The following is a 16,234-nucleotide window of genomic DNA, read 5'->3' on the forward strand; positions in this document are numbered from 1 at the left end:
TGCGGGTGACGCGCCCTGCCCACGGACGGGCGGGCGCCCCACCTCGCTCTCGCGTGGTCGGGCGCTCGCCATGCTGGGGTGGTCGTGGGCGACTACGGTCTCGTGTCCCGCATCTTGTGGGTGAAGACCCAGGTGGCGATGTTCTCGCCCAGGGTCAGACCGTCATCGGCGTCCCACGGGTAGTGGACGCCGAGCCAGACCCTGCTGTCCGCGGCCTCGCGTGCAGCCTGGCTGAAGCTCGTGAACGTGCGGTGCCTGACGGGCGACTTGGGGTCGTCGGTGGAGGCGGTGAAGGTGACGTCGTCGCTCCTGAAGTACTGCCGCATGATCCCCGCCCATGCGGCAGCGAACGCGGAGTGACCCGACGCCCAGGCCGGGAAGCACGGCGTCGTACCCGACAGCGGCTTCCAGGCGGTGTCCCCGAGCCCTTCGCGGATCGCCGAGACCGGACGCCAGAGGTCGATGGGTGTCTGGTACTTGACGTCCCATTCGGCGATACCGGCATCCGCCATGGCGACCGACACCAGCGCGAACAGACGAGCGTTCTGATAGGGCGTCAGGCTGCGTGAACGGGACACCTGAGCGGTGATGTCGAGCAGTTGCCCCGGGGGCTTGTAGGTGCCGTTCGCGTCGTTGGCCCAGAACCAGGCAGCCGCGGTCTGGTCGGTCGTACGTGTCGTGGACCCGGCGGCTCCCAGGCTGCGGACCTGCTGCACCTGGTCGGCGTAGGCGGGACTGCTGATCAGGTCCTGGTAAGAGGCGTACTGCCCAGGCGTCGACGGCCGGAACTGGGATCCGGACGTGAGAGCCCACGGTTTCACCTTGCCCCATTCCGGGATGGCGGCCTGGCTTCCCTTGTTGCAGCCGGAGTCCGGGAGGTCCGGGTAACTGGTGGGCCTCCAGGCGCCAACCTTGCCGTCCGGGGTGTAGACGGCCTGGCTGTCCGAGCCGTCGGCGGTCCGGAACTTCCACATGTTGTTCGCCACCGTGCTGACCACCGTGGCGTCCAGGAGGTCGAAGTCCGTGGGGTTCGTGCCGAACCGCTCCTTGAACTTGTTGTCCAGGTAGGTCGTCTGGTCGGGGAACAGTTTGAGCAGGATGTTGTAGGCCGTGCGCCCCACCACCCGCTCCTCCTCGCCGGGTCCCTCGGACCAGGCCGCGTAGTTGACCGCCTGGAGGTAGGGGTCCGAGGTCATGGTGTGCCAGCGCAGTTGGTAGGAGCTCTCGGCATCGTAGATCGCCGCGTTCAGCTCGGCGGCGGCACGCGAGATCGGGCCCGGGGCGCCGCCGGCGGTCTTGATCGCGCCCAGTAACGCCTCGTTCCAGTACAGGACGGGGTCGCCGACGTAGTTCGGGGCTGCGGCCGCGGGCTGGGGAGTGAGAGCGAGCGCGCTCACGGCCGTGGCGAGAACGGTCGCGAGACTCACCGCTGTCGCGGGCAGACGGCTGCGTCTTGCTCTTCTCATACGGAACATGCTGGGGAGTTCCTCTCTGCCGATGCCTCGACCGCTCAGGCTTGCGGTACGGAGGTGCGATGTGCGGAGGTGCTCTGCCTTGCGCACCGCAACGTATGCGCGGCCCATGTATGGGCACATCCGGTGGGTGATTGACACCACCGTCATCCCCAGGGTCTACAGGCGGCACGGGTAAACCCTGGCGGTATGGGCTCGCGTGGATGCGAAGGGCGCGGGGAACGCGCAGGAAGCCGAGGCTCCGCCTAGCCACTCACCCGCGGGCGCGAAGTCCCGGTCCGCGTCGGGTAATTCGGCCCACGCCGGAGGACGCGACGACTTTGACGGGCGCCTTCGGGGGTGCGCGGTGGACGCTGCGGGAACGGCTAGCGCCCGCTGGACTTCCCGGGAAGGTGAGCAGTGTCGGCGGTCAGGTCACGCCGACGTCGGTTGCGGCGGCGTACTCACCGCCCACCATCACCCACCCCCTTCGGCCTCGACCGGGTCACCGCCGCTTCTCTGAGTGAGCGGCCGTGCGACATCCGTACCGGTGTGGGGAGTAGCTGAACGGGACGACGTGTGATGACGTCGACGCCGCCCACATGCGTCCGAACGGGGGTGTCCTTAGTGTGGAGAGAGTCTAATTTTTGGGAGGCGATCCTCATGGCGAAGGTGCTCTTCGTGGTGAGCGGAGCCACGTACTGGGTGCTCAAGGATGGCACCAGGTATGCGACCGGTTACTGGGCGGAAGAATTCGCCGCACCGTACAAGGCGATTACGGAAGCCGGACATGAAGTCGTGGTCGCGACACCGAACGGGGTGACTCCGAATGTCGACATGATGAGCCTCCGGCCTTCGATGGCGGGAGGTGAACAGGGCGCCCTTGACCTGGAGGAGATCATTCGGTCCGCAGAGGTGATGCGTCGGCCCCTCAAGCTTTCGGACGTCCGGGTCGAGGACTACGACGCCCTGTATTTCCCCGGCGGACACGGACCGATGGCCGACCTCGCTCTGGATGCCGACGCGGGCAGGATCCTGACGGCGCAGCTCGCCTCGGACAGGCCGCTCGCGATCGTCTGCCACGCGCCGGCCGCCCTTCTCTCCACCCGTATCCATGGTGTTTCTCCGTTCAAGGGTTACCGGGTCACGGGTTTCACCAACGAGGAGGAGGAAGGGGTGGGTCTTGCCTCCAGGGCGCCGTGGCTGCTGGAGGACGAGCTCAAGGAAAAGGTGGGCGTCGATTACAGCCGAGGGCCGATATGGGAGCCCTACATGGTGGAAGACCGCAACCTCATCACCGGGCAGAACCCGCATTCGGCGGCCGTCCTCGCGGATCGGCTGCTGAAAACGCTTTCGTAGGCGCTGTCCACTTTCGCGGCTCTTGAATCGTGCAGGGGTGACGTCGATTCGGACGCAGATCGCCTGCCGATCAACATGCGTAGGACACCGGGCGAAGCGGTTGTTGTCGCTCTCGGCCTCGCAAGGGGGCGATGTCCCGGTAGTTCTCGTCGAGACGGGTGCATGGCCCGTTCGACCGTGTCGGCGTGGAAGCACGGCACTCGACCGGCTCGCGCGTACTCCCCATCGCTGAAAAAACGAAGCGGGCGACCCCGTATGGACAGTGAGCGGAAAGTAGCCATCGTCACCGGAGCCTCACGAGGTATCGGCGCGGCGCTTGTCGGGGCCTACCGCGGCCTCGGTTACGCCGTCACCGCGGCGGCACGTTCCCTTGAGTCGTCCACTGACCCCGAGGTGCTGTCGGTGCCCGGCGACCTGGCACAGCCGGGTATTGGTGCACGGGTGGTCGACGCGGCCATGGAACGCTTCGGCCGGGTCGACACGCTGGTCAACAACGCCGGTCTCTTCGTCGCCAAACCGTTCACCGAGTACACCGACGAGGACTACGAGTCGGTGATGAGGATCAACGTGCGCGGCGCGTTCGAGGCGACGCGCAGTGCGATCGCGGCCATGCTGGCGGGCGGCCGCGGCGGGCACGTCGTGAGCGTCTCCACCAGCCTCGTCGACAGCGCCGACGCCCGCGTGACGGGTGGACTGGCCTCCCTGAGCAAAGGGGCCTTGAACGGCCTCACGAAGTCGTTGGCGATCGAGTACGCCACCCGCGGTGTTCGCGTCAACGCCGTCGCTCTAGGAGTCATCCGCTCGTCGATGCACCCCACCGATCCTGGCGGCACCATGGCGGCCCTCCACCCGGTCAACCGGATGGGCGAGGTCGAGGACGTGGTGCGAGCGATCCTCTATCTGGAGCAGGCCCCGTTCGTCACGGGCGAGATCTCCCACGTCGACGGCGGTCAGAGCGCAGGCCACTGACGGTGCGTCGGAGTCCCGGCGACAAGGGTCGGAGTCTGCTGGCGCACGGGTGAGTACCTTGTCCCGGTCGCTGCGGCGAAGGTGGTGTGGGCAGTCGTGTCGGCCTGTCGACACGTCGAGGCCCGGACGTCAGGAACAGGCGGGCGGACGCCAGGCACAGGTCTCCGTGACTACGAGCCTCGCCGTCCCGCCCGCCGTTGACGCGGACGCGAAGTAGGGGCCGAGACACACCGACCTGACGTGACAGCGCGCCAGAGACCAGGCAAGTGCGGCTTATAGGTTAGTTACGTGACGAATGTTCCGAAATGGCTTGTCCTTTCGTCGGGTTCCGGACCCCTCCTGTTCACCGCAGGCTGGGTGGTCGCGGCTCACATGGAGGGTTCGGCCTACGACCCCGTCAGGCAGACGATCAGTGTCCTGGCCGCTTACGGGGCGGCAGGCTCCTGGGTGATGACCTGCGGTCTGCTGGCGCTGGGTGTGTGCCACATGCTCACCGCGTGGGGGCTGCGTCCCGCCGCCGTCGCGGGCCGAGTCGCCCTCGCCGGGGGCGGAGTCGCCGCATTGCTGGTGGCGGTGATCCCGGCGCCGGACAGCGGAGGTTCGCTGCGCCACGGAACCGTCGCAGGAGTCGGCTTCGCGTTACTCGCGGTCTGGCCGGTCCTGGCGGCCGACGGTCGCGGCAGTGCGCCGTGGGCGCTGAGACGGGTGCCGTCCTTCACGGTGACCGCTGTCATGCTCGTGGGTGCGGCGTGGTTCGTGGTCGAGACACAGCGCCATGGCGCCGCGGGTGTGGCCGAGCGCTTCGTGACAGCCCTTCAGTCCTGCTGGCCCTTCGTCGTGGTTGCCTCGTGCCTGCTCGAATCGAGGAATGCGAGGACACCGTCGGCCTGACACAGGCGGCTCACCGCTGCCCGGCTGTTCAGCCGGGGAGTCCACTGTCTGACCGGCGTGGTGCCCCAGAAGGTGCCGAAGAGCCAGTCCACGGCCCGAGAGCCAGGCCCAGGTTCGAGGGCGGTCGGTCGTACACGGGCACGGCGTCGGCCGGGACCTCCCGCTACAACTCTCGACGGGTCGAGGTCCCGCCGCTCCCGCGAGCGTCACTGTCCGCTCCGTGCCTAGGTCACCCCGCGGCCCCCGGGGGACACGGCGCTGCGTCGGCTGCCGGACCGTTCACCTATCGGCGGCGTCGGTGGCAGAGTGGCCACATGTGCGGTCGATACGTCTCCACCCGTAGTCCGAAGGACCTTGTCCAGCTCTTCCACGTCACAGACTGGCCCCCCGAGGAAACTCTGGCGCCCAGCTGGAACGTGGCGCCGACCGACGAAGTGTGGGCGATCCTGGAGCGCACCCCGCGCGGACACGAGGACGCCGCACCGGAGAGCAGACAACTACGGCCGCTGCGGTGGGGCTTGGTGCCGTCGTGGGCCAAGGACATCAAAGTCGGCGCCCGCATGATCAATGCCCGGGTGGAGACCGTCCACGAGAAGCCCGCCTACCGCCGCGCCTTCCTCAAACGCCGCTGCCTGCTGCCCGCCGACGGCTTCTACGAGTGGGAGCAGATCAAGGACGAGGGGACGGGCAAGGCCCGCAAGCAGCCGTACTTCATCCACCCCGAGGACGACCAGGTCATGGCGCTCGCCGGACTCTACGAGTACTGGCGCAACCCGGAGGTCGACCAGGACGACGACCCGGCCGCCTGGCTGGTGACCTGCACGATCATCACCACCGAGGCCACCGACACGGCCGGACGCGTACATCCGCGCATGCCGCTGGCGCTCACCCCGGACCACTACGACCAGTGGCTCGACCCACGTCACCAGAACCCCGACCAACTGCGCGCGCTGCTGACCCAGCCCGCGGAAGGCCACCTCGACGCTCGCCCGGTCACCACGGGCGTGAACAACGTCCGCAACAACGGCCCGCAACTTCTCGAGGAGATCGCACCGTAGTCCGGCTCGGGGGAAGCGGTTGTGTCCGATTTCCGTCCGGGCCCAGCGACCTGATCTCGGTTGAGGGGGGGCGGCACCGGAACCGGGCACGAAGGGCTCGAGTACGGTCTTCCGCTCCGTACCTCACCGGCCCAGTGGTGGGCCGCCGGCGTCCTCCGGCCCCGGGGCAATCATCGTTCGGCGAGAAGGCTGCTCGGTTACCATCGCGTTGGCCGTGGTCGTCGCGGCCGCCGTCCCGACCGGAGGGGGACCCATGGGCCGGAGACTGGTCGGCACGGTGACCGGTCTGCTCGTGTTGTTCCTCGGCAGCCTCGCCTTCAACGCCGCCTCCGGACAGAGCCATTGGCCCGGCCCGCTCGACTTCGTACGCGTCCATCCCTGGGTGGTGCTCCTGCTGCTCGTCCCGCTCGCGGGCATCGAGCTGTGGCTGCAGCCGCGCGGTGGCCGTACACCGCGCCCGACCCCGCCAGGGACGTACCGGCTGCCACCCCGCAACACCCATTTCACCGGCCGCGACGCCACGCTGAGGGAGTTGCGGCAGCGCCTCACAGCCTCGGACGGCGTCGCGATCCAGGCCGTACACGGGCTGGGCGGTGTCGGAAAGACGCAGCTCGCCGTCGAGTACGCGTACCGCTACCGGTCGAAGTACCAGTTCGTGGCCTTCATCGACGCGGAGGACCCCGACCTGGTGGCGTCCCAATTCACCTCTCTGGCACGGGAGCTGGGGCTGGTGGAGGTGAGCGCGGACCAGGTCGTCCCCGGTGTTTACGGCAAACTGGGAGACCGCAGACCCTGGCTGATCATCCTGGACAACGGCGAGAAGCCGGGCACCCTCGTGCACGCACTGCCCTCGGGAGACCTCGCGCGACACGGCCATGTCGTCGTCACGACCAGGATGAGCGGCTGGTCGGGCACGGCCGGTGTGGTGGACCTGGGATTGTTCAGCAGGCAGGAATCGGTGGAACTCCTGGTGCGACGGGTGCCCTGCACATCCGCGGAGACCGCCGCCGGCATCGCGGAACAACTGGGCGACCTGCCACTGGCCTTGGAACAGGCCGCCGGTTACATGGACTACAACCAGACGTCGCCGGAGGAGTACTTGGCGCTGCTCACCTCGCGACTGGACGACATGATCGCGCGGGGTGAGCTGGCGGACCGGCCGGCCGTGGTCGTATCGACGCTGTGGCAACTCAGCGTGCGCAGGCTGGAGCGCGAGCAGCCACAGGCGGTGCGGCTGCTGGAGCTGTGCGCCCTGCTGGCGCCGGAGCCGATCCCTCTGGACCTGTTCACCGGCGGCTCGGAACCGCTCATCACCGCGGCAGCCGACCCGTTGACGTGGGACACGACGGTCGGCGCACTAGCCGGCCTGGGTCTCGCACGGCGCGAGGAATCCGCCCTCGTACTGCACCGTCTGGTCCAGGCGGCGATCCGGGCCTCGATGACGGGCGAGGCGCTCGCCGCCGCCCGAGTCCGGCTGTGCCGTGCCCTGTTGGCCGCTGTGCCGCACGACATCCACGGCGACCCGGACGCCCGTCCACGCTGGCACCGGCTGCTCGCACATGTGCTGACCGTGACCAAGGGCGAACCACCCGCCGAATGCGCCGCGGAGACGGCGGTGCTGCTGCGGCTCGCCTCGGAGTTCCTCCTGCAGATCGGTGACCGCCACCTGGCGCGGCCCCTGTGCGAACGCGCTCTCGCGCTCGACGAAGCGCTGGGCGGACGCGACGCTGAGGTCGCCTTCGACCTGATCGCCCTGGCACAGATCCACCGGGATCTCGGAGCGCCCGGGACGGCACGCTCGCTGGCGGAGCGCGCGCTGAGCCTGCACGAGGCGAGCCTGCCGGCACAGAGTCCCGCCATCGCGACCGATCTCGCGACGCTCGCGCGGACGCTGTGCATGCTGGGCGAGCACGCGACGGCGTTGCCTCTGGCCGAGCGGGCGCTGCGTATCGACGAGGCGGCGTACGGTCCGGAGTCCCCCTACGTGAGCTTCGACCTGGTCGCCCTGGCCACCGTCCACTTCGACCTCGGGGACCCCGCCACAGCCGTACCGCTGATCTCGCGGGCACTGCGCATACGCGAGGCCATCTACGATCCCGGGCACCTGTACATCGGGTACGCGCTGCTGTTCAAGGCTCGGGCACTCCACGCGTTGGACGACTCCTCCGCGGTCGAGTTCGCTCGCCGCGGCGCGCAGAACCTGCGCACCCAACTGGGCAGGACGCACCCCAAGACAGTGGAGGCGTTCGCGTTGGTGGACCAACTCGAACGGTGACCGGACGGGGCGCAGCGACATCAGCCGCCCTGCACGGCCGCCCGCTCGACCGTGGTCACTGACCATCCGGGTGCATGAAGCGCCGTACGTGCGCTGTGAACAGCAGCGAGGGCGCGCGGCAGGCACTACGGTCTCTACGTAGCGGACGCAAACCACGAGCGGAGGGCCCCCGTGCTGAAGCAGGTCGCGGAAGGTGTGCTGGTCCACGAGAGCGAGTTCGTGCGGAGCAACGCCGTTGTCGTCCAGGGCCGTGGCGGCGTGCTGCTCATCGACGCCGGGGTGACGGGCCAGGAGATGACCTGCCTCGCGAACGACCTGTCCGACGCGGGCCGGACCGTCGTGGCGGGGTTCTCGACGCACCCCCACTGGGACCACTTGCTCTGGCACTCCCTCCTCGGCCCGGCGCCTCGATACGGCACAGCTCGCTGCGCCGCCACCGTCCGCCAGCGGCTGTCCGGCGAGGATGCGACGGCTCGCGTGAAGGCGTTGATGCCGCCGGACATCGTCGATCAGGTACCGCTGGACCTCCTCGGCCGCATCGGGGGACTGCCCGCCGGGAGTGCGCAGGTTCCCTGGGACGGCCCGCTCGTCCGGGTCATCGACCATGACGCGCATGCCTCGGGCCACGCGGCACTGTTGATCGAGGAATACGGTGTCCTCGTCGCCGGAGACATGTTGTCCGACGTCCTCATTCCGATGCTCGACCTGACTGACACCGTGGACCCCGTCGAGACCTACCTCGCCGCCCTGAGCGTTCTCGACGACGCGGCGAAGGGCGTCGAAGCCGTGATCCCCGGCCACGGGTCCGTCGGCCGACGCCACGAGGTACGTGCCCGCATCGACCGGGACCGCGCGTACGTACAGGCCGTGCGTGACGCTCGCGTCCCCAGCGACCCACGGATCGGCCCCACGGCGACGTACGGCAGGGACTGGCTCCCCGGTGTCCACGAGCGCCAAGCACAGCACCTCGCGGGCAGAGGCCGAGGGCTTGGGACGCCCGACTAGGACTTGTCCCTTCAGGGCGGTGGCGTAGGACACGCGTTGTCGACAGCACACATACCGGCACGCCGTGACCATCGAACGGCCATGTCTCTGACCGGCGTTGAGCTGCCGCTCTCAGGACGCCTCGCAGGAACGCAGAGCCACGCCACCGCGCGGGTCGGTCTGCAAGGGTCAGGACACGGGCGCAGTCGGAGATCGCCTCAACGCGGCTGATACCTGCTCGACGGAGAGAGAGGGCGGTCGGTCGCAGACAACGCCGACGGCATGGAGAGTCCGTAGGCCCTTACGGGGTCGGGTGTCCACGTCCGCGCTCCGACTTCCCGCCAGACACATCAGGAGCCGGAGCGCGGAGACGGGGTGCTCAGGCGTGGGGCACGACGGCCACGGGGCACGGCGCGTGGTGGAGGGCGGCGTGTGCGACGGAGCCGATGTGCGTGCCGATGGGGGAGTGCCGTACGCGGCGTCCGACGACGACGAGCCGCGCTTCCGCGGCGGCGGCCAGCAGCACCTGGCCGCCGCTGCCCATCTCGACATGCTCGATGACCGGAACGTCGGGGAACCGGTCACGCCACGGCGCGAGAGCCGTCCGCAAGGCCTTCTCCTCGTACTGCACCAGCCCGCCCGCCTCATCGGCCAGCCGCAACGACCCGGGGCTGTACGCGTAGACGGGAGGCAGGCTCCACGCCCGCACCGCACGTACGGCGGCGCCTCGGACCGCCGCTTCCCGGAAGGCGAAGCCGAGAACCTCGGCGCCGTCCTCCCCGGAACCCTGCTGGCCCACGACGATGTCACCCGCGTGGCGCACTTCCGCGCCCTGGGGCGCGCGGACGGAGACGACAGGACGGGGAGCCGCGGCGATCACCTGCTGTCCGTAGGAGCCCAGCAGGAAGCCGACCAGCGCGCCATGTCCCCGGGAGCCGAGCACCAGCATCTCGGCGCGCTCCGCCTCGGCCAGCAGGGCCGGCACCACGGTGTCCGACACGACCTCGGAGGCCACCGACAGCTGCGGATGCCGGGTGGCGACCCGGGTCTCGGCCTCACGCAGCATGCCGCGGACGGACTTCGCCTGCGTCTCCGGGTCCTGTACGACGGGCACGTCGAGGGGCTGCCAGAGCCAGGCGTGTACCAGGCGCAGTGGTGTTCCGCGGAGGGCGGCCTCCTCGGCGGCCCAGTCCACTGCCGCCAGACTCTCGGCGGAACCGTCCACTCCTACGGTGATCGCGGGGGTCATCGCGTGCCTTCCTCATAGGTCTGATGGGGGCATGGCGGTGCGGGCCGTTGTCCCCACCACCCAGCATCGGTCCGTGGGCCGCGCCGGGGGAGGGCCGACCGGCCCTCGACGCACGGCCGTTCGGCCGCAAGCGGGGGTCGGTGCGGAGCGGTCCGGCTACGGGGCTGGGGCCGACGTCTCGCTCGTCGGCGCGCCTGCCCCCTGGTTCGTCAGAATCGCGCCCGCGACCACGTCGACGAGGCGGTCGGCGCGTGGCGCGAGAGAGGGCTGGTCGCCAAGCCAGGCCAGCATGGCCACCAGCGCGAACAAGTCGGCGCCGTCGATGTCGCGCCGCGCCACGCCAGCCTCCTGAGCGCGGCTGAGGAGCCGCGCACCGGCTGCGCGCAGGGTGACGCACGAAGCGTGGAGTGCGGACTCGGTGTCCTCGATGGCAGCCGCCATCAGCACGGTCACGCCCCGGTACTCGGTCGTCCAGGCGATGCAGTCGCGCAGCCAGGAGAGGAGAGCATGCTCGGGGGAGCTTGACGTCTCGAACTCGGCCGCTTTGGCGGTGAGTTCCTCGAAACTCGTATGGAGCAGGGCTTCGAGGAGGGCCTCGCGCGTGGGGAAGTGCCGCAGGAGCGTCGCGAGTCCGACGTCGGCCTTGCGGGCGATGTCGCGCAGCGAGACGTCGACCCCCTGCTCGGTGAGCGCGGCGCCCGCGACTGCGAGCAGGTGGTCCCGGTTCTTCCTGGCGTCGGCCCGCATGTGTCCCTCTTGACTATCCGGATCAGTGGTCCGTATATTCGGATCACTGGTCCACTTATATGGATCGCTGATCCGAATAAGCGTATCCCGCGATGCGAGCAGGAGAAAACGATGCCGACACACACGATGCGAGCGGTCCGCCTCCGTGAGCACGGCGGACCCGAGGTTCTGCGGTACGAGGATGCGCCAGTCCCCGAGCCGGGGCCGGGCGAGGTGCTTGTCCGCGTTCACGCGGCGGGCGTCAATCCTCCGGACTGGTACCTGCGCGGTGGACTGACCACGATGCCCGGGGAGGCGGAATCGACGGTCAGTCTGCCCGCGATTCCAGGGACGGACGTATCGGGCGTGGTCGAGTCCGTCGGGGCTGACGTGGAGGACTTCTCCGTGGGGGACGAGGTCTTCGGCCTGCTGCGCTTTCCCAGCTTCGACGGCAGCGGCTACGCGCAGTACGTGGCCGCGCCGGCGTCGGACCTCGCGCACAAGCCGGCGAGCCTCGACCACGTGCACGCCGCCGGGGCGCCCATGTCCGGGCTCACCGCGTGGCAGTTCCTCATCGACCTCGGACACGATCACCCTTCCCCCTTCCAGGGCACCCTGCATCGTCCGACGGCGCTCGACGCGGACACGACGGTGCTCGTCAACGGCGCGGCGGGCGGCGTCGGCCACCTCGCCGTACAGCTGGCGAGGTGGAAGGGGGCTCGCGTCATCGCCGTTGCGTCGGGCGCGCATGAGGAGTTCCTGCGCGAACTCGGTATCGACCAGTTCATCGACTACACCAAGAGTCGCCCTGAGGAAGTCGTGCGTGACGTCGACCTCGTTCTCGATGCTGTCGGTGGCCCCGAGAGCGCGCGCTTCCTGCGCACGCTCAAGCGCGGCGGATCCCAATTCCCCGTGCTGCCAGGAGAGTTCGATGAGGAGGAGATCGCGAAACTGGGCGTCACGGTCTCGAGCGCCCAGGTCCGCTCGAACGGGGCGCAGCTCGCCCAACTGGGCCGACTGCTGGCGGCGGGCACGGTCCGTGTCGCCATCGACAGCACGTTCCCACTGGCAGACGCCCGCGCGGCCCACGAGCGCGCCGCCCGAGGACACATCCGGGGCAAGATCGTACTCACGGTCGCTTAGGGACGAAGGGGTTCTCCGCCGCGTCCGACGTCGGCCTGAAGGGTCTTCGCCTGTCGTCGGTAGGCCGGTAAGCCCGGGCGGCCCGGGCGTCTGCGCCTTGTGAAGCCCCGGCACCTGCTGCGAACCTGACTCGCACAGAGTCGGAACAACGATGCTTGGTAATTTCCCAACGATCGTTGCCTCGCTCGTCGGTCGCCCTTAAGGTGAGGGCCGGCAAGGCCAACTACGAAGGCTCGGGGGCGATTCGGTGGAGCAATCGAACTGTTCTCTCCCTGAAACGCTTCGGCGCCTGAACGAGTGCATCGCCGAACAGGGCTTGGACCGGCAGCAGTTGCTCGACCCTCGTGACCTGGCTGAGCGCACCGCGCTGCCGGAGGCGACCGTCCGGATGCTTCTGGCTGGGGGGACCCCGCCGAGCGACGACGTCAAAGAGCGTGTCTGCGCCCGCATCAAGACGGTGGCCGTCGCGTACATGAAGCGCACCCGTACATCAAAGCCGGAGCTCGTCCTCGAGCTGATGAAGCACCTCTCCGTCTCCGAATGGTGGGCGCGTCTGATCATCGACGGGAAGAAGGCTCCCAACATCGAGATCCTGCATGGGCTGGTCGGGTTTTTCGGTGTCGGCGAGAAGGAGGCATTCTTCACCGACGACGCGGCTGAGGCGTTGAATCGCGTCCTTCTTCCAGTCGTGGAAAGGCTCGAGAACGCAGATGGGGATCCGGTCCAGGCCCTGCTGAAGAAGTACGGTGTCGCCGCTGCTGACTTCCGGCACCACGGCTCGGTGACGCCGACACAGCTGGAGGCTCTGTTGGCCGGCGTGATCAGGTCGGTGATGCCGCAGGCGGGAGACACCAGCGGATGACTACGCGCCCTATGAAAGCCTTGCTGGCCTCGCTCGGCCGGGAGGCGTCCAAAGCCATGGACCGGCCAGCCGATCCGCATGTCGTCATGCGCACCTTCTGCCAGGCGATGAGTGCGCGTACAGGCCGCCCCATCGAGCTCGTGTTCCGGGCGTTCCCCATGGATGTATCCGTCTCCGGTATGCGGCTCGACCTCGGTGACCGGTCCATCATCGTGGTGGAGAGCGGCATGGTGCCGGAAGCCCAACTGGTCATCCTGGGGCACGAACTGTGGCATGAGGAAAACGGAGACTGCGGGCACCACGTGGCCGGGATGCAGACCGCCGCGCGGGGAGGAGTAGGTGACCATGCGCCCCAAGCGATCGCGCGTGCCGTGACCCAGATCCTCGGGGCGGAGGAGGTCTCACGCGACGCGCTCATGACGGTGGCAGCCCGCGCCGAGTCCGTCGAGGCTCACGAAATGGATGCGGAGACCTTCGGCCTGCTGTTCGCACGCGACGTCCGCACCTGGATGAACGGTCCCTACGCCCAGCGGCCGGTCAGTCCCACCACCGTCGAAGGACGACTGAACCTCTCACTCCTCAACCGGGGACGCCTTCTGTGAGTCCCTACCTCCACATTCCATACGTCCTTCCCACCGTGCTCTTGGCGACAGCCCTGCTTGCGAAGATGCCCACGTTCGTCAGGGCCTGGAGAGACGTCGACGTGCGGGCGACGACCATCCTTCTCGCCTGCGCCACAGCCGTGCTGGTTGTCATCACGCCCGCCAACATCCACCGGCTGAACGTCTGGACCGGAATCCCCAACGTTGCGGCTCCTTGGGCGTACTCCTTCCTCACCGCGTTCTGTGCGACGAGCATGACCATGATCATGCGTTGGAGGGAACCACCGTCGAAGCGGCGCGACCGCCGCATGCGAGCCATCTATCTGATCTACGCATGCATCATCGCAGCTCTTTGGATCACGTTCTTCCTGGCCGATGTCCCCGAACCGCGCATCTACGACCTGGACACCTACTACGCGACAACGCTGTGGATGCGCGAACACACCCTGCTCTACGTCGTCACCCACATGGTGTCCTCGCTCACCGCCGCGTACATGCTGTGGAAGTGGTTCCCTCAGGTCACCAACCGCTGGCTCAAGACGGGAGTGGTCTTCCTGCAGCTCGGCTTCCTGTCGGGACTTTTCTTCGATGCGGCGAAGTACGCGGCTGTCACGGCCCGCTGGACCGGGCACGACCTGGACTTCATGAGTACCGAAGTCGCACCGCCTTTCGCCCTGTTGCAGTCGATCCTCGTCGCCCTGGGCTTCCTCGTCCCGCAGGCCGGGCCTTTCCTCCATCAATGGGGGCGCGATCAGCGCGACTACGCCCGTCTGAATCTTCTGTGGCGTACCGTGCGCGTGATCGAACCCGCCGCGGCCGAGGCCCGGGTCGGCTGGAGAGCCCCCGTCGATCTGCGCCTCATCCAACGCCGGCAGCGCATCCACGACGCATTGCGTCTCCTCGCTCCCTACTTCGACGTCGCCGCGTACGACCTGGCTCACAGAGCCGCGGCCGCGGAACACGATGCATCTCAAGCGCGCGGCCTTGCCGGAGCCCTCGCCATCCAGGCGGCAGTCGACGACTACTGCTGCCAGAGACCTCATCACACCAAGACTCAGCCCCCGCAGATCGGCCCGGACGTCACCAATCACATCGACGACATCGCGCAGGCGCTGGGCCAGACTCGCGCCCTCGACCGAATACGCCAGCAGACGATAAGTACAGAAGGTGCGAGCAGACATGTCTGACCATGACACCACGGGCCGGCCCACGGCCATAGTCATCGGCGCCAGCGCAACGGGGCTCCTCGCGGCAGCCGCGCTCGCCGACTTCGCCGAAGTCACCGTACTCGAACGTGACGTCCTCCCCGAGCAGCCCGAGCCGCGTCGCGGCATTCCCCAGGCTCACCACGCGCACCTCGTGTGGAGCGGGGGCGTCAAGGCCTTTGAGGAACTGCTGCCGAACGTGGTCGAGATGCTCGTCGCCAGTGGCGCACGACTGGTCCGCATCATGGGCGACATGGTGTCCAGAGCCCCCAACGAGGTGTGGTTCCGGCGCTTCGAGAACGTGCCGCATCGCAACCTGGTGTGCTCCAGGCCGCTCCTGGACCATGTCCTCACTGACCGCGTCCTCCATGACCCCCGTATAAGACTGCGTGAGAACACCACCGTGCTGGCCCTCGACGGCACGGCGAAGGCCGTCACCGGCGTCCAGGTGAAGACCGGAGACACGCAAGAGACGCTGCGTGCCGACCTTGTCGTCGATGCCTCCGGCCGCGGCACCAGCGCCCCTCGCTGGCTGCAGGATCTCGGTCTGCCCGCGGTCGAGCAGCGTGAGGTCAACGCCGGCGTCGCGTACGCCACCCGCCTCTACAAAGCACCCGGCAGCACCGCGGCCCGCACTTTCCCCCTGGTCAATGTCCAGGCCAACCCGTCCAAGGCGCCCGGTCGGGGCGGCATCATCCTCCCGATCGAAGACGACCGCTGGATCGTCACGCTGTGCGGCACCCGCGGTGGCGAACCTACGGCGGAGAACGACGCCTTCATCGACTTCGCGCTGAGTCTCGGCGACCCCGTCATCGGGGAGCTCCTCAAGAACGCCGAGCCCATCGGCGACGTGAAGACCTCCCGCAGCACGGCCAACACACGCCGCTACTACGAGAAGATGAAGGCGTGGCCTGACGGATTCATCGCCCTCGGCGACGCGATCGCGGGGTACAACCCCGTGTACGGACACGGTCTGTCCGTCGCAGCCCAGTGTGCCCTCGCCGTCCGGGACGTCCTGCGCGACCACCCGCTCACCGCACCAGGCACCGCCCGACGGGCACAGCGTGCGGCTGCCCGCCCCGTCGGTGCGGCCTGGGACCTCGCCGTAGGACAGGACGCCTTGTATCCCGGAGCCAGCGCAACGCCCCCGAACCGCGTGGAGCGGCTCCTCGCCCGCTACGTCGACCGATGCGTGGAAACCGGAGCATCCAACCCCCGTGCGCTCGCGGCCCTCCTGGACGTCATGAGCCTTCTCAAGCCCCCGACCCGGCTCTTCTCACCAGACATGCTGGTGCCGATGCTGACCGGCCCGAAGATGAAGCTTCTGACGGAGCCACCACTCACCGAGGCGGAGCGCGAGGCCGCTCTTCGGTGAGTGCAGCTACGCCGTCGCCTTCGCTGCGACGGGGACACGGCTACGCTCCTGTCGCTGATACCAACCGATGGGGCAGCCGGGGCCA

The 16,234-nt window shown here is 68.5% G+C and carries 14 protein-coding genes; 11 read left to right on the top strand and 3 right to left on the bottom strand.

Annotated features, from left to right (window positions below):
* Positions 1-92: 92 nt before the first annotated feature.
* Positions 93-1,466: a vanadium-dependent haloperoxidase gene (locus ACFYQQ_RS20405; RefSeq protein WP_355780628.1), complete on the bottom strand. Its 1,374-nt coding sequence runs from the start codon at positions 1,464-1,466 to the stop codon at positions 93-95.
* 648 nt (positions 1,467-2,114) lie between these two features.
* Here ACFYQQ_RS20405 and ACFYQQ_RS20410 point away from each other — a divergent pair.
* The 6 genes from ACFYQQ_RS20410 (at position 2,115) to ACFYQQ_RS20435 (ending at position 9,008) form a co-directional block, all read left to right on the top strand.
* The gene (locus ACFYQQ_RS20410) at positions 2,115-2,810 is read left to right on the top strand and encodes a type 1 glutamine amidotransferase domain-containing protein (protein ID WP_355780631.1); all 696 of its coding nucleotides are present in this window, start codon (positions 2,115-2,117) and stop codon (positions 2,808-2,810) included.
* A gap of 255 nt (positions 2,811-3,065) precedes the next feature.
* On the top strand, positions 3,066-3,779 hold the full coding sequence (locus tag ACFYQQ_RS20415) for an SDR family oxidoreductase (protein ID WP_355780650.1): 714 nt from the start codon (positions 3,066-3,068) through the stop codon (positions 3,777-3,779).
* A gap of 288 nt (positions 3,780-4,067) precedes the next feature.
* Positions 4,068-4,670 carry a DUF998 domain-containing protein gene (locus ACFYQQ_RS20420; protein WP_355780635.1) on the top strand — a complete coding sequence of 201 codons (603 nt, stop codon included), beginning with the start codon at positions 4,068-4,070 and terminating at the stop codon, positions 4,668-4,670.
* 314 nt (positions 4,671-4,984) lie between these two features.
* Positions 4,985-5,728 (top strand): SOS response-associated peptidase, encoded by a 744-nt coding sequence (locus ACFYQQ_RS20425; RefSeq protein ID WP_355780637.1) that lies wholly within the window; start codon positions 4,985-4,987, stop codon positions 5,726-5,728.
* A gap of 253 nt (positions 5,729-5,981) precedes the next feature.
* On the top strand, positions 5,982-8,003 hold the full coding sequence (gene fxsT / locus ACFYQQ_RS20430) for an FxSxx-COOH system tetratricopeptide repeat protein (RefSeq protein ID WP_355780640.1): 2,022 nt from the start codon (positions 5,982-5,984) through the stop codon (positions 8,001-8,003).
* A 171-nt stretch (positions 8,004-8,174) separates the two neighbouring features.
* Positions 8,175-9,008: an MBL fold metallo-hydrolase gene (locus tag ACFYQQ_RS20435; RefSeq protein WP_355780643.1), complete on the top strand. Its 834-nt coding sequence runs from the start codon at positions 8,175-8,177 to the stop codon at positions 9,006-9,008.
* A gap of 358 nt (positions 9,009-9,366) precedes the next feature.
* Here the strand turns inward: ACFYQQ_RS20435 and ACFYQQ_RS20440 are convergent, their stop codons facing one another.
* The gene (locus ACFYQQ_RS20440; RefSeq protein WP_356170478.1) at positions 9,367-10,236 is read right to left on the bottom strand and encodes a universal stress protein; all 870 of its coding nucleotides are present in this window, start codon (positions 10,234-10,236) and stop codon (positions 9,367-9,369) included.
* Between the two features lie 156 nt (positions 10,237-10,392).
* A complete protein-coding gene (locus ACFYQQ_RS20445; RefSeq protein WP_356170481.1) occupies positions 10,393-10,983 on the bottom strand; it encodes a TetR/AcrR family transcriptional regulator in 591 nt (196 codons plus the stop codon).
* Between the two features lie 111 nt (positions 10,984-11,094).
* Between ACFYQQ_RS20445 and ACFYQQ_RS20450 the strand changes: the two genes are divergently transcribed.
* From ACFYQQ_RS20450 to ACFYQQ_RS20470, 5 genes are all read left to right on the top strand, one after another.
* The gene (locus ACFYQQ_RS20450; RefSeq protein ID WP_388904986.1) at positions 11,095-12,105 is read left to right on the top strand and encodes an NADP-dependent oxidoreductase; all 1,011 of its coding nucleotides are present in this window, start codon (positions 11,095-11,097) and stop codon (positions 12,103-12,105) included.
* 247 nt (positions 12,106-12,352) lie between these two features.
* Positions 12,353-12,967 (top strand): hypothetical protein, encoded by a 615-nt coding sequence (locus tag ACFYQQ_RS20455; protein ID WP_355793152.1) that lies wholly within the window; start codon positions 12,353-12,355, stop codon positions 12,965-12,967.
* An 11-nt stretch (positions 12,968-12,978) separates the two neighbouring features.
* Positions 12,979-13,569 (top strand): toxin, encoded by a 591-nt coding sequence (locus ACFYQQ_RS20460; RefSeq protein ID WP_355793150.1) that lies wholly within the window; start codon positions 12,979-12,981, stop codon positions 13,567-13,569.
* Between the two features lie 35 nt (positions 13,570-13,604).
* Positions 13,605-14,756: an MAB_1171c family putative transporter gene (locus ACFYQQ_RS20465; RefSeq protein WP_388904924.1), complete on the top strand. Its 1,152-nt coding sequence runs from the start codon at positions 13,605-13,607 to the stop codon at positions 14,754-14,756.
* Positions 14,749-16,149, top strand: coding sequence for an FAD-dependent monooxygenase (locus ACFYQQ_RS20470; protein ID WP_356170492.1), 1,401 nt, complete (start codon positions 14,749-14,751; stop codon positions 16,147-16,149). Before ACFYQQ_RS20465 ends, ACFYQQ_RS20470 begins: the two co-directional genes overlap by 8 nt.
* Positions 16,150-16,234: the final 85 nt, after the last annotated feature.

The sequence above is a fragment of the Streptomyces sp. NPDC005496 genome, from assembly GCF_042872045.1.
Taxonomy (GTDB): domain Bacteria; phylum Actinomycetota; class Actinomycetes; order Streptomycetales; family Streptomycetaceae; genus Streptomyces.

Coding starts and splice junctions, on each gene's coding strand:
- ACFYQQ_RS20405 (WP_355780628.1), bottom strand. CDS start 1,466: ATGAGAAGAGCAAGACGCAGCCGTCTGCCCGCGACAGCGGTGAGTCTC.
- ACFYQQ_RS20410 (WP_355780631.1), top strand. CDS start 2,115: ATGGCGAAGGTGCTCTTCGTGGTGAGCGGAGCCACGTACTGGGTGCTC.
- ACFYQQ_RS20415 (WP_355780650.1), top strand. CDS start 3,066: ATGGACAGTGAGCGGAAAGTAGCCATCGTCACCGGAGCCTCACGAGGT.
- ACFYQQ_RS20425 (WP_355780637.1), top strand. CDS start 4,985: ATGTGCGGTCGATACGTCTCCACCCGTAGTCCGAAGGACCTTGTCCAG.
- fxsT (WP_355780640.1), top strand. CDS start 5,982: ATGGGCCGGAGACTGGTCGGCACGGTGACCGGTCTGCTCGTGTTGTTC.
- ACFYQQ_RS20440 (WP_356170478.1), bottom strand. CDS start 10,236: ATGACCCCCGCGATCACCGTAGGAGTGGACGGTTCCGCCGAGAGTCTG.
- ACFYQQ_RS20445 (WP_356170481.1), bottom strand. CDS start 10,983: ATGCGGGCCGACGCCAGGAAGAACCGGGACCACCTGCTCGCAGTCGCG.
- ACFYQQ_RS20450 (WP_388904986.1), top strand. CDS start 11,095: ATGCCGACACACACGATGCGAGCGGTCCGCCTCCGTGAGCACGGCGGA.
- ACFYQQ_RS20460 (WP_355793150.1), top strand. CDS start 12,979: ATGAAAGCCTTGCTGGCCTCGCTCGGCCGGGAGGCGTCCAAAGCCATG.
- ACFYQQ_RS20470 (WP_356170492.1), top strand. CDS start 14,749: ATGTCTGACCATGACACCACGGGCCGGCCCACGGCCATAGTCATCGGC.